The sequence below is a fragment of the Pseudomonas sp. Marseille-QA0332 genome (assembly GCF_054950175.1).
Window position 1 is genome coordinate 818,036 of sequence record NZ_CM143106.1, and the last position, 13,052, is coordinate 831,087.

Annotated in this window: 13 protein-coding genes; 9 read left to right on the forward strand and 4 right to left on the reverse strand. The window is 58.4% G+C overall.

Annotated features, from left to right (window positions below; translation table 11 throughout):
• Positions 1-44: 44 nt before the first annotated feature.
• Entirely contained in the window at positions 45-728 is a 684-nt protein-coding gene (locus tag ACY8GK_RS04105; RefSeq protein ID WP_462402396.1) for a TetR/AcrR family transcriptional regulator, read from the reverse strand.
• A 132-nt stretch (positions 729-860) separates the two neighbouring features.
• Here ACY8GK_RS04105 and ACY8GK_RS04110 point away from each other — a divergent pair, with 132 nt between their 5' ends.
• Genes ACY8GK_RS04110 through ACY8GK_RS04145 form a run of 8 tightly spaced genes read left to right on the forward strand, consistent with a single transcriptional unit; the run spans position 861 to position 9,158 of the window.
• A complete protein-coding gene (locus ACY8GK_RS04110; protein WP_462402978.1) occupies positions 861-1,622 on the forward strand; it encodes an SDR family NAD(P)-dependent oxidoreductase in 762 nt (253 codons plus the stop codon).
• Positions 1,619-2,794 carry an acyl-CoA dehydrogenase family protein gene (locus tag ACY8GK_RS04115; RefSeq protein WP_462402397.1) on the forward strand — a complete coding sequence of 392 codons (1,176 nt, stop codon included), beginning with the start codon at positions 1,619-1,621 and terminating at the stop codon, positions 2,792-2,794. Before ACY8GK_RS04110 ends, ACY8GK_RS04115 begins: the two co-directional genes overlap by 4 nt.
• Positions 2,791-3,858 (forward strand): phosphotransferase, encoded by a 1,068-nt coding sequence (locus tag ACY8GK_RS04120; RefSeq protein WP_462402398.1) that lies wholly within the window; start codon positions 2,791-2,793, stop codon positions 3,856-3,858. The genes ACY8GK_RS04115 and ACY8GK_RS04120 overlap by 4 nt, the downstream gene beginning before the upstream one ends.
• Positions 3,855-4,652, forward strand: a complete 798-nt coding sequence (locus ACY8GK_RS04125) for an enoyl-CoA hydratase/isomerase family protein (protein WP_462402399.1) — start codon at positions 3,855-3,857, stop codon at positions 4,650-4,652. Before ACY8GK_RS04120 ends, ACY8GK_RS04125 begins: the two co-directional genes overlap by 4 nt.
• Positions 4,645-5,805, forward strand: coding sequence for an acetyl-CoA C-acetyltransferase (locus ACY8GK_RS04130; protein ID WP_462402400.1), 1,161 nt, complete (start codon positions 4,645-4,647; stop codon positions 5,803-5,805). The genes ACY8GK_RS04125 and ACY8GK_RS04130 overlap by 8 nt, the downstream gene beginning before the upstream one ends.
• Positions 5,805-6,800: an NAD(P)H-dependent flavin oxidoreductase gene (locus tag ACY8GK_RS04135; protein ID WP_462402401.1), complete on the forward strand. Its 996-nt coding sequence runs from the start codon at positions 5,805-5,807 to the stop codon at positions 6,798-6,800. The genes ACY8GK_RS04130 and ACY8GK_RS04135 overlap by 1 nt, the downstream gene beginning before the upstream one ends.
• Positions 6,800-7,576 (forward strand): enoyl-CoA hydratase-related protein, encoded by a 777-nt coding sequence (locus ACY8GK_RS04140; protein ID WP_462402402.1) that lies wholly within the window; start codon positions 6,800-6,802, stop codon positions 7,574-7,576. The genes ACY8GK_RS04135 and ACY8GK_RS04140 overlap by 1 nt, the downstream gene beginning before the upstream one ends.
• Positions 7,577-7,622: 46 nt before the next feature.
• A complete protein-coding gene (locus tag ACY8GK_RS04145) occupies positions 7,623-9,158 on the forward strand; it encodes an acyl-CoA synthetase (RefSeq protein ID WP_462402403.1) in 1,536 nt (511 codons plus the stop codon).
• 215 nt (positions 9,159-9,373) lie between these two features.
• Here ACY8GK_RS04145 and ACY8GK_RS04150 read toward each other — a convergent pair whose 3' ends face one another.
• Positions 9,374-9,844, reverse strand: coding sequence for a PaaI family thioesterase (locus tag ACY8GK_RS04150; RefSeq protein WP_462402404.1), 471 nt, complete (start codon positions 9,842-9,844; stop codon positions 9,374-9,376).
• 36 nt (positions 9,845-9,880) lie between these two features.
• Positions 9,881-10,669, reverse strand: a complete 789-nt coding sequence (locus tag ACY8GK_RS04155; RefSeq protein ID WP_462402405.1) for an AraC family transcriptional regulator — start codon at positions 10,667-10,669, stop codon at positions 9,881-9,883.
• 150 nt (positions 10,670-10,819) lie between these two features.
• Between ACY8GK_RS04155 and ACY8GK_RS04160 the strand changes: the two genes are divergently transcribed.
• Positions 10,820-12,025 carry a YbfB/YjiJ family MFS transporter gene (locus ACY8GK_RS04160; protein WP_462402406.1) on the forward strand — a complete coding sequence of 402 codons (1,206 nt, stop codon included), beginning with the start codon at positions 10,820-10,822 and terminating at the stop codon, positions 12,023-12,025.
• Between the two features lie 15 nt (positions 12,026-12,040).
• Here the strand turns inward: ACY8GK_RS04160 and ACY8GK_RS04165 are convergent, their stop codons facing one another.
• On the reverse strand, positions 12,041-12,991 hold the full coding sequence (locus tag ACY8GK_RS04165; protein WP_462402407.1) for a LysR family transcriptional regulator: 951 nt from the start codon (positions 12,989-12,991) through the stop codon (positions 12,041-12,043).
• Between the last annotated feature and the right edge of the window lie 61 nt (positions 12,992-13,052).

The following is a 13,052-nucleotide window of genomic DNA, read 5'->3' on the forward strand; positions in this document are numbered from 1 at the left end:
TCTTCTCCTTTGTCTCCACGTACTTTCCCTGTCGCAATAGGCCTTCAGCGCGGTGCGAAACCGACCGTTAGCAGGTCGACCATCTGCGCCGCCACCTCTTCCCTGGTTTGCTTGCCCTCTGGAGAAAACCAGCGAGCGGGCCAGTTGAGCGCACCCGCCAGGGTGAACGCTAGCAATTTGGAATTGCAGGGGGCGATCGAGCCGTCGCTGATGGCCTCTTCGATCAGTGCGCGCATGGCCAGATCGATCTCCCCTTTCAATGCCCTGAACTGCCTGCGGCCTTCCTCGGAGAGGGCTTCATCTCCGGTGCGAATCACGCAGCGGCCAAAGTCATCCATGTTGATCTCGGCGTAGCGCTTCAGGTAGTTGCGCAACCGGTCGATGCCGCGGCCAGGCTCCTGTCGGGCAGAGCCCGCGGCTTCGATCAATTGCTCCAAACCATGCAGAACGCATTGGAGCAGGACCTGCTCCTTGTTACCCAGATAGTGATAGATAGTGGGTTTGGAAATGCCCAGGCTGACCGCGACATCCTCCAGCAAGGTGGCATGAAACCCTCGCTCGTTGAAAATGCGCACGGCGGCGCGCAGCACAGCCTGGCGCTTCGCCTCCCGTTCGTTCTGTTTCTGACTTGCAGTTTGAAAAGGTGAGGCTTCAGTCACGTTGGTCATCCAGTTCGCGGTATCGAATACGGCTTGTAGCTTGCGGCCCGCCGTTTTTTCATCGTGCACAACCTTGACAGGGCCATAGTGAGAATTCTAGCCTACCCATGAGTAGGTGGTCTACTTTCTGGTTTTAAGTGTTTCCCCCTGCACGCTCCACCGATGTCTATCCCGATAAGAACAAGCAAGAGGATGTGCTCGATGAAGATTCAAGATGTGCCAGCAGTGATTACCGGCGGCGCGTCCGGGCTTGGTGGTGCGGTTGCCGCTCGCCTGGCTGCGGCGGGTGCCAAGGTGACGATCATTGACCTCAACCCGGCGTTGGGTGAAAGCCATGCAGCCGCTATTGGCGGCTTGTTCATCCAGGCCGATGTCACCGATGAGGCTGCGGTGGAGCACGCGCTTGAAACCGCCGAGGGCGTGCATGGCAAAGCGCGAATCCTGGTCAACTGCGCAGGCATCGGTCCGCCCGCCAAAGCGCTCAATCGTGACGGTAAGGCGCTGGCGTTGAGCGACTTTGCACGCATCGTCAACATCAACCTCAACGGCAGCTTCAACGTCTTGTCCAAGTTTGCGGCCCGCTTGCACGCGTCCGAGCAGGAGGGCGAGGAGCGTGGTGTCATCATCAACACCGCAAGCGTTGCCGCGTTCGATGGGCAGATCGGACAGCCTGCCTATGCCGCCTCCAAAGCCGCAATCGTGGGCATGACCTTGCCATTGGCCCGTGAGTTTGCCCGCTACGGCATCCGTGTAATGACCATCGCGCCTGGCATCTTCCTCACGCCACTGCTGGCTTCGCTGCCACAAGACGCCCAGCAGTCACTCGGTCAGCAGGTGCCATTCCCGCGTCGTTTGGGGCAACCCGACGAGTTTGCCCAGATGGTCCAGTCGATCGTCGAGAATCCGATGCTCAACGGTGAAGTCATTCGTCTGGACGGCGCGATCAGGATGGCAGCCCGATGAGCGTCAGTGACCTGAAGCTGGCGTCAGCGATTGCCGAACGTGTCGAGCAGTTTGTCCGTGAAGTCGTGGTGCCCTACGAAAAGGACCGCCGCCGCGACCACCACGACTGCCCGACAGACGAACTGGTGCTGGAGCTGCGCGAAAAAGCGCGCGAGGCGGGTGTGCTCACGCCACATATCCTCGCTGACGGTGGTCACCTGAGCCAACAAGGTACCGCATTGGTGCTCGCACGTACCGGCCTGTCGCCGTTGGGGCCGCTGGCCTGCAACACTTGCGCGCCAGATGAAGGCAACATGTACCTGTTGGGTAAAATCGGCAGTGACTACATCAAGCAGCATTTCCTGGAGCCAATGGTGACTGGCAGGGCGCGATCGGCGTTCTTCATGACCGAGCCAGCCGAAGACGGCGGCGCCGGATCTGATCCATCTATGATGCGTACTCATTGTCACCGTGAGGGTGATAGCTGGGTGATCAATGGGCGCAAGGCGTTCATCACCGGCGCCCAAGGTGCAAAAATCGGCATCGTCATGGCCAAGGCCCAGGAAGGTGCGTGCATGTTCCTGGTGTCGCTGCCGGACCCGGCCATTCGCATCGAACGGATTCCTCGCACAATCGACAGCTCGATGCCGGGTGGCCATGCGGTGGTCACCCTGGACAACCTGCGGGTGCCCGCCGAGCAGATGCTCGGTAACGCAGGTGAAGGTTTTCGCTATGCCCAGGTCAGGCTAGCGCCTGCCCGACTGTCTCACTGCATGCGCTGGTACGGGGCTTGCCTGCGGGCCAACGAAATCGCCACCGATTACGCCAACCGCCGCATGGCTTTCGGCAAACTGTTGATCGATCACGAAGGAACAGGCTTCAGCCTGGCCGAGAACCTGATCGACCTCAAACAGGTCGAGTTGATGATTCAGTGGTGCGCCAGTGTGCTGGACAGCGGAGCCGTAGGCGGCACCGAAAGCTCCATGGCCAAGGTAGCGGTCAGTGAGGCCCTGATGCGGGTGGCTGATCGCTGCGTACAAGTCATGGGTGGCAGCGGTCTCACCGAAGACTCCATTGTTGAACAGGTGTTCCGAGAAATACGGGCATTCCGCATCTACGACGGCCCCACAGAAGTTCACAAGTGGTCGCTGGCGAAAACAATCAAGCGCGAGCGGGCGAGGGCCAAGGAATGAATATTCTGGAACAGCAAGCCAATGCCGGTGCGGATGCTGTGCGGCCTGAAATGGTCATCGATGAGCAGGCCCTTGCACGCTGGATGCGGGCCAACGTCGATAGCTTCAGTGGGCCTATGACCGTGCTGCAATTCAAGGGTGGACAGTCCATTCCTACTTACCAGATCACCACGCCGGCCGGCAGCTATGTGCTGCGACGCAAGCCATCGGGTGTTTTGCTCAAAGGTGCTCACTCGATCGAGCGGGAAGCTCAGGTACAGCAGGCGCTGGGTAAGGTCGGCTTCAATGTGCCGAGGATTTTTGCCCTTTGCGAAGATACGTCGGTTCTGGGAACGCCATTCTACGTAATGGAGAAGGTCGAAGGCAGAATCTTCTGGGATGCTACCTTGCCGGATGTCCGCCACGATGAGCGCCCCAGCTACTTCGATGCGATGAACCGGACACTTGCTGCCTTGCACCGCATCGACCCGGCGCAAGTCGGGTTGCAGGATTACGGCAGGACCGGCAACTACTTCGCCCGGCAGATCAGTCGCTGGAGTCGCCAGTACCTGGAGGATGAAGCGGCAGGGCGGGACCCGAACATGGACTGGCTGGTGAAGTGGTTACCCAAGCACATTCCGGCAGGCGACGAGACCCGTATCGTGCATGGCGACTTTCGCTGCGACAACATGATTTTCCACCCCACCGAGCCGAAAGTAGTGGCTGTGCTGGATTGGGAGTTGTCCACCCTTGGGCACCCACTGGCGGACTTCGCCAACCACGCGATGATGTACCAGATGCCGCCCGATATCGTTGCAGGGCTGGGGGGGGCGGACTTGCAGCGCTTGAACATACCTTCGCAAGCGCAGTACGTGCAGGCGTACTGCGAACGTACCGGACGCGATTCAATCCCGGATTGGTCGTTCTATATCGCCTTCAACCTATTCCGCATGGCTGCCATTTTCCACGGCATCAAAGGCCGGGTCATTCGTGGTACCGCCGCATCAGCGCATGCGCGTGAACGGGGAAAAAGTTTTCCCGTGCTGGCCGAACTGGCCTATCGCGCCCTGGAGGGTTGCCGATGAACGACTGCGTACTGCTCAACATAGAACAAGGTATAGCCACCATCACCTTGAACCGGCCGCAGCAAGGCAATGCTATAGACCTGCCGTTGGCCCAGGCGCTGCTCAAGGCCGTCATTACGTGCGATCAGGCAACCGAAGTACAGTGCGTAGTGTTGACCGGCAGCGGCAAGCTGTTCTGCGCCGGCGGCGACCTGGATGCATTCGTGGCCGCCGGCAACGGTATACCGGGGTTCCTCAGTGAGCTCGCGGGCACCTTGCACTTGGCGGTCTCCAGGTTGATGAGGATGGAAAAACCCTTGGTCGTGCTGGTCAACGGCGCTGCGGCGGGTGCGGGTATGAGCCTTTCGCTTGTGGGCGATATCGTGCTGGCCGAGGCGGGCTCATCGTTCACGCCGGCCTATGGCGCCATCGGCTTGAGCCCTGACGGCGGCCTCAGCTGGCTGCTGCCCCGGTTGGTGGGGCTGCGCAGCGCCCAGGAAATCATCATGCTCAATCAACGCGTGGGTGCGGACCAGGCCAAGGCGCTTGGCCTGATCACACGGGTAGTCGCGGCGGGGCAGCTGCATATCGAAGGCATGGCGGTGGCTCTTAGCCTGGCGGCGATGCATGTTCCAGCGCTGGGTGGGGTCCGCAGGCTTCTGCTCGATACCCTGGGGACGCCCCTTGAAACACAGCTCGAACAGGAAGCGCGCAGTATTTCCACGCTGGCGACTCAGGCTTATGTCCGCGACAAGGTCGGCGCATTTGTCGCGCAACGAACTCAGAAGAACAAGAAGGAGTTGAGTCATGGCTGATGCATACATAGTTGCGGCGGTGCGTACGGCTGGTGGGCGCCGTAACGGCAAGTTGGCCGGGTGGCATCCGGCCGACATGGGCGGTGAGATTCTCAATGCATTGGTGGATCGCACGGGCATCGATCCGGCAGCGGTAGACGATGTCATCATCGGTTGCGTAACCCAGGCGGGTGAGCAGGCATTTGCCTTTGCGCGCAATGTGGTGCTGGCCTCGAAGCTGCCCCAGAGCGTGCCGGCGGTTACCGTCGATCGCCAGTGTGGCAGTTCGCAGCAGGCCGTGCAGTTCGCCGCGCAAGCGGTGATGTCAGGCATGCAGGATGTGGTGATTGCCGGCGGCGTGGAAAGCATGAGCCGCGTGCCGATGTTCTCCAACATGTCCTTTCACGAAAAAGAGGGCATCGGCATTGGCCCATTCAGTGAGCGCATCAAACAGCGCTTCGGCGTCAACACCTTCAGCCAGTTTGGTGGCGCGCAAATGCTGGCCGAGAAGTATGGCTATGACCGTCTTACGCTGGACCGGTTTGCCTTGCAGAGCCATCAGCGGGCTGCTCAAGCTACCCAATCTGGAGCCTTCAAGGACGAAATCATCGGCCTGGCCGTCGGCGATGGCCTGCATCTGGTGGATGAAGGTATTCGCTTCGATGCCTCGTTGGAGGGCATCGGCGCGGTCAAGCCGTTGCAGGAAGGCGGTGTGGTAACCGCCGCAAATGCCAGCCAGGTGTGCGACGGCGCCTCTGGCGTGCTGGTGGTCAGCGAGCGAGCCCTGAAGGCCCATGGTTTGACACCCATTGCCCGTATCGTCGACATGACCGTGACTGCAGGTGACCCTGTGATCATGCTCGAGGAACCTATCTTCACCACCAAAAAGGCACTGAAGAAGGCTTGCATGAGCATCGCCGACATCGATCTGTACGAAGTCAATGAAGCGTTCGCACCGGTACCACTGGCCTGGCTCGACGCCCTTGAAGCAGATCCTGAACGCCTGAACGTGAACGGGGGTGCCATCGCCCTTGGCCACCCGCTGGGTTCGTCGGGCAGCAAACTGATGACAACCCTGATCCATGCCCTGAAGGCCCGCGGCAAGCGCTATGGCTTGCAAACCATGTGCGAAGGCGGTGGCGTCAGCAACGTGACGATCCTGGAGATACTGTAATGGCCTTTCGCAACCGTGTGACCGAGCTGCTGGGCATTCGCCATCCCATCGTACAGGGCGGCATGATGTGGGTGGGGCGTGCCGAGCTGGCCAGTGCAGTGTCCAACGCCGGTGGCCTGGGCACCCTCACTGCGCTCACGCAGCCCACACCGGACGACCTGCGCCGGGAAATCGACCGCTGCCGCAGCATGACCGACAAACCGTTTGCGGTGAACCTGACCATTCTGCCCTCGGTCAATCCGCCACCTTACGCCGAGTACCGGCAGGCGATCATCGAGTCTGGGGTGCGGATTGTTGAAACGGCGGGTAACAAGCCGCAAGAGCACGTGGAAGCCTTAAAGTCTCACGGCTTGACCGTGATCCACAAATGTACGGCGGTGCGACATGCCGTTTCGGCACAGCGCATGGGCGTCGACATTATTTCCATCGACGGCTTCGAATGCGCGGGGCACCCGGGGGAGGACGACATTCCCGGGCTGGTGTTGATACCCGCTACTGCCGATCAGGTCAGCATCCCGATCATCGCCAGTGGCGGTATCGGCGATGGCCGTGGTCTGGCAGCGGCCATGGCATTGGGTGCCGAAGGCGTGAACATGGGCACGCGCTTCTGCGCGACCCAGGAAGCCCCCATCCACGATGCGATCAAAGCCTTCCTTGTGAACAACGACGAACGCTCGACCAACCTGATCTTTCGACGTTTCCACAACACCGGCCGAGTGGCGCGCAACAGCGTTTCCGATGAAGTAGTGCGTTTGTCGCAAGCGGCGGGTGCAACTTTCGAAGATATCCGCGGTTATGTCTCGGGCGCCAAAGGGCGAGAAGCCTTGGAGACTGGGAATCTAGACGCGGGGCTGGTCTGGGCCGGGCAGGTTCAGGGGCTAATCCGAGATATCCCGACCTGCGAGGTGCTGATTGAGCGCATGGTCAGTGACGCGCGCAACATCATCGATCGCCGCCTCAGCGGCATGCTTGCCCAATCGCTGGAGACCGTGTGATGGACTATCGATTTATCAGTGTGGAGCGTGAAGGTCGCTTGACCGTCGTCACCCTGCAGCGGCCGGAAGCGTACAACGCCCTGAACTACAAGGCCCATGAAGAGCTGCAGCAGGCCTTCGATGATTTCGCCAACGATGACGAGCAGTGGGTGGCCATTTTGACGGGCAGCGGGGCCAAGGCGTTTTGCGCAGGGCATGACCTCAAGCAACAGGTCGATGAAGCCAACCTGGGCACGCCTGACAAAGGGTTCGGCGGGCTCGCCTCACGCTTCGATCTGCACAAACCGGTGATTGCCGCCGTCAACGGTGTGGCTATGGGCGGTGGTTTCGAGCTGGCATTGGCATGCGACATCATCGTGGCTGCCTCCAACGCTTCGTTCGCATTACCCGAGGCCAAGGTTGGTCTCGCGGCGCTTGCCGGAGGCATGCAGCGTCTTCCCAGCCTGATCGGCTTGAAGCGTAGCATGGGCATGCTGCTGACCGGGCGTCGGGTCAGCGCCACCGAAGGACTTCAACTGGGCTTTGTGAACGAAGTCGTGGATGGTGACGTCATGGCTGCTGCGCGCCGCTGGGCGGACGATATCCTGTCGTGCAGTCCGTTGTCCGTGCGTGCGACCAAGGAGGCAGTGATGCGTGGGCTGGATGTGCCTGTGGCACAGGCGTTGGCTGAGCAATGGGACTACCCGCAAGTGCAGGCCATGCTCAAGTCCCGGGATGCCATCGAAGGACCGAAGGCCTTCGCCGAGAAGCGTCCGCCAAGGTGGCAGGGCCGCTGAGTGGCACTTGTAGCGCACCCCGACAATCACAATAAGAGGACACGCCATGCACCCGTCGATTCACGCCAGAACCTGCCCTGATCAGCCAGCCTGCATCCTGGCATCGAGCAATGAAGTGCTGACTTATGGGGAACTCGATGCACTTGCCAACCAAGGCGCGCATCTACTGAGAAATCTGGATCTCAAGCGCGGCGACACCGTTGCGGTGGTGTTGGGCAATGATTTCGAAATTTTTGTGGTGGCATGGGCCACCCAGCGTATTGGGCTATACTTCACGGCCGTCTCGACCAAGACCTCCGCCGGTGATCTGGCCTATGTGCTGGAAAACTCCGAAACCAAGGTACTCATCGCTGGCCAGGACTACTCCCAAGTCGCCGAGCAGGCTGCTGGCCAAGTGGCGTCTCCGGCGTTAAGCGTCTTCAGCCATGCCCCAGGCCGTACGCCGTTCCTGAAGGCCTGCGAGGGGATGCCGGTCACGATGGTCAGCGACCCTAGCGCGGGCTCTGACATGCTGTATTCATCGGGTATGACCGGGCGCCCCAAAGGGGTGAAACCCCAGTTGCCCGCGGGGCCGATCGAGACGAAGACGCCGCTCATGCAGTTAGGTTCAGGCTTGTACGGCATGGACAGTGCCAGTCGTTACCTTTCGACCTCGCCGCTGTATCACGCGGCCCCCCTGCGTTGGGCCATGGTCATTCATCGCTTCGGCGGTACTGTAGTAGTCATGGAGCGCTTCGACGCGCAGCAGTCGCTGGCTCTGATCGAGCAGCATCGCATCACCCACGCGACCTTCGTACCGACTCACTTCGTGCGCATGCTCAAGCTGGACAGCCAAGTGCGGCAACAGCACGACTACCGATCACTCAAGGCAGTCATTCACGCCGCTGCGCCGTGTCCGGTACCGGTGAAGCATGCCATGATCGAATGGTGGGGGCCAATCATTCATGAGTACTACTCGGGCACCGAAACCTGTGGAATCACCGCCTTGGATTCGGCGCAATGGCTGAGCAAACCGGGTTCGGTAGGGCGCGCGGTGTTGGGGCAGGTGAAAATCCTCGGCCCGGATGGCGAAGAGGTCCCGGCTGGTACACAAGGTGATGTCTACTTCGCAGACGGCCCGAAGTTCGAGTATCACAATGACCCGGAAAAAACCCGACAAGCCTACAACGCCAAGGGCTGGGCCACGCTCAACGACATCGGCTGGGTCGATGAGGATGGATACCTGTTCCTGACCGATCGCAAGAGTTTCATGATCATTTCGGGCGGCGTCAATATTTACCCTCAGGAAATCGAAAATCTATTGATTACGCATCCTCAGGTAGAAGACGCTGCCGTGTTTGGTGCACCTGACGATGAAATGGGGGAGCGAGTCGTTGCGGTGATTCAGCCACGTCCGGGTGTCGAAGGTGACGCTCAGCTGGCGGAGGCGCTTCGCAGATTCGTTCGCGATGCCTTGGGCGGAGTCAAATGCCCGCAACAGTTCGATTTTCGAAATGAACTGCCGCGTGAGCCCACCGGGAAGCTTATGAAGCGTTTGCTCAAAGCCGAATACGAAGCGGCGCATCAAGCCTTGAGCGCATGATCCCAGGCACACTGGCGGCCAGCGGCCAGTGCGTGCTGCGAGCCGAACAACGTCGGTGACCTTCTGGTTGACGTACACCGTCGGCTTTACGCGTACCCCAGGAAGTTTGAAAAGCGTGGCGGAGTTGCCTAAGTCGGCCACTACTGGATGCTGCGACGAGCGCTGCGCTGAAGGGCGCTCGTCGGGCGACTGCTGCGCTGATTAAACGATCACCCTCATGTCCTCTTGTCAGACTCGACAAGAAGAATCGCGATCATTTCAGCGCTAACATGCAGCTCGCCGTCGGCGCTTAAAGTGAGATTGATGATGGCTTTCCGATCGGTCAGCGAGTTGAGCGTGCCTTGCAGAAGCAACTCGACATTGAGTGGCGTTGGCTTGTGAAACCTCAATGTCAAGGTGCCCGTCACAAAGCGCATCGGGTGGGCGTCATCCGCCATTTCCCGTCCCGCAGCGCGATAGGCGAAGGCCGCCGCAGATGCGGCACCGTGGCAGTCCAGAAGTGAGGCGAGAAGGCCGCCGTAGGCGTGGTAAGGAACGCCGCCGGAATAAATCGGATCCACTGTGAAACGTGCCTCAACGATGTCGCCATTGAGGTGACTCTTTAGTTTGTGACCATGAAGATTGTTCACGCCGCACCCGTAGCAGTGTGCAAACTTGGCAGGGTATAAGTCTTGAATAGCGGACATGAAGAGTTCCTTTTTTGTAGTGGTCGTTAGAGCGTTTCAGGGGCGCTTCATGTAAGCGCTTGGGCTGAGGCCGAACTCCGAGCGAAACATGAAGGTAAAAGCAGAGGTCGATGAATAGCCCAAGGACAGGGCAACTTGGGTGATCGTGCTACCACTTGCCAGAAGCTCCAATGCCTTAAGAGATCTCAGTTTCTGCGTCCATATACGCATGGACATGCCGGTTTCTCTTTCAAAATGCCGGGCCAATGTACGCTTTGACATTTTGAAATGTACCGCCCAGGCCTCTGCATCACGTTCAGAGCAAGGGTCGTTGTAAAGCGCTTCGCAAAGCTCCAGCGTGACACCTTGCGTCGGCCAGGGAAGGGGCGAGTGTATCGGCTTCATCCTGTCCAGTTGTTTACTCATCAGCGCCGTGACGAGCGCCGAATAATCGCTCGGGGTGCATTGATCGAAGCTGCCTACTTCGACGATCAATGCCCTGAGCAAGTTGGAAACCATGAAAGCTCTGGTCTGTGCGGGGGTCTCGGTGCTTTCGTTGACGTACAAGCTCGATAGCGTAGCGCCTAGCGCGGTGCCGGTCGTATGGAGAACGCCTCTTGGGATCCACAAGGCTTGTCCTGGGGCTATGACATAGCAGGCGTTATCGATCATCACACTCAACACCCCTTCAGTTGCAAACGTGAGTTGGTTCCAGTCGTGTGCATGGGGCTCGAACTTGCTACGTGCGGGCATGTGCTGAGCGCGCAGGCGTACCGGAGCCGGTTGGCGGTCGATATCGTTACCTAGGCGAGGGAGATATTGCCAGGTTTCGGAGAATCTGGGCATGCAGTGGCATCTCGTCGATACAAAATGGCTGGGCATATAGAGAGGGACATCAGCGAGGCACCTTAAGATAAACGTCTTCAACTGTCACCCCTTAAATTTCGGTATTCCACAGTGCGCAGTGCTCTGTGCAGCCTCTCAAGGAGCGAAGTAATGCAAACCGCTGATGACGCATTGTCATTGAGTAAACCACAGGTAGTCATCGCGGGTATTTGTGCGCTTATCATTACGGTTGGTTTGGCCCGTTTCGCCTACACACCGTTGTTGCCGATCATGAATAAAGAAGCGGGGCTTTCGCTTCTGGCGGGCGGGTGGTTGGCGACATTCAATTACATTGGCTATATCGTCGGCGCCCTGGTCGCGGCCAATATGAGCGACCTTTCCGTGAAGTACAGGCTTTACAAAGTGTGCTTGATAGTGAGTGTTGCGAGCACCGCGGCAATGGGTATGACTAACGATTTGTATCTGTGGGCGATCTTGCGCTTTGTCAGCGGGGCGGCCAGCGTCGCTGGCATGTTGATCGCATCGGGGTTGATTATGAACTGGCTATTGCGCAAAGGCCTGAGCCAGGAGCTCGGCTTGCACTTTACCGGGCTGGGTTTGGGAATCATTGTTTCGGGGGTGGCGATCATCCTCATGTCAAAATATTTCGCGTGGTATCAGCAATGGTACTGGATGGCCACCATCGCGTTGCTCTTTTTGCCAATGGCCTGGAGGTGGATGCCAAAGCCGGTGAAGGTGTCACGCAAAGCGATGACAGCTTCCAACGATTCGAGCCATATGTCGTCAGGCTGGATGAAGGTGCTGATCGCCTTCTATTTCTGCACCGGCTTTGGCTACGCCATTGGTGCAACATTCATCGTCGCGATTCTTGGGAAATTCGAGTTTTTCGCGCAGATCGGTAGCGTTGTGTGGATCATTGTCGGCGCCGCTGCAATACCTTCCAGCTTTCTTTGGGACAGGGTGGCGCGCTCGACCAGCACGGTGACCGCATTGATTGTGGCAAACATCCTTGAAACGCTTGCGATTTTGATACCCCGGTTCACCGATAGCACGTCAATCAATATCGTCGGCGCGCTGTTGTTCGGCAGTACCTTCGTGGGTATCGTGAGTCTTACTCTCGCTCTGGTTGGTCGCAGTTTTCCGGACAACCCAGCAAAGGCCATGGCCAAGTTAACGATCAGTTACGGTGTGGCCCAGATCATTGCGCCTGCGGCCGCGGGTTACCTGGCAGCTCGCTATGGTGGCTATAGCGACTCACTGTTAATCACAGGAGCCGCGCTTACGTTGGGAACGCTCTTGCTGTTTATTCTCCGTTTGGGTCGGCATCAGGCCGAAAGCCGTTATGCTACTCAATGACCAAGCAGCGCCCCTCTAGCAGTCAAGCAGTTGTGGATAGCCCGACAGCCATGAGTCCCAAGGGGCGGTAGGGCTGGCCCATTCGCTCAGGAATGCTACGAAGGAGTGGATTGCGCTATTGCGGCCACGATCAGGCAGGTGCAGAGCGAACAGTTTTCTCGACATGTCTGGTGTAATGTTCCTGAACAGTGGCACCAGCCTACCTGTTTTCACATGAGTGTCCATCAGATAGGACGGAAGGTAAGCGACGCCCAGTCCTTCGAGAGCGGCTTCCAGCAGCACTAGGCTGCTATTGGCTTTAATGAGAATTTCGCCGTAAGTGATTAGTTTCTTTTCACCCTCGCTGCTGAAGGCGTGCCAAGTCTCGTCAATATTGGGATAGAGTAGGCAAGTATGGTCTTTAAGGTCATGGATGCAATCTGGCGTACCTGCTGCCGCGAGGTAGTTCGGTGACGCACAGAAAAACCAGTGCATGGTGGCTATAGGCGTGGCCTTATAATTGTCTGGGGCACTTCTGGCGATCCGAAGCGCCACATCACAATCGCCATCATTCAGATTGACTTGTTTGTCGGTAACATCCAGTTGCAACGAGACATTGGGGTAGCGCTGACGATAGGCCGAGAAAATGGGCATCAGGTGGCGGGCGCCGAAAGCGACGGGGGTAGAGACTCGGAGTAGACCTTTAGGCGCCGTGAGATCGGACGAAAGGCTGTCGATCGTGGATTCCAGCGCACTGATGGTTTCACTGAACTGTTGGTATAGCAATTTTCCTTCATCTGTCAGGAAAACACTTCGGGTGGTGCGCTGCAGCAACTTGGTGTCAAGGCTTTCTTCCAGCAGCGCAAGGCTCTTGCTGACCGCAGAAGGGGTCAGGTTTATTTTGACGGCGGCCTCTGTCAGGCCTCCGCACTCTACAACTTTAACGAATATGATCATTTGTTTTAGTGTGAGATTATTTGGAAGCATTTATGACTGATCCTCACAACTGTAATGAAATACTATCGCTGGTCTTGCAGGGCGAGTACGA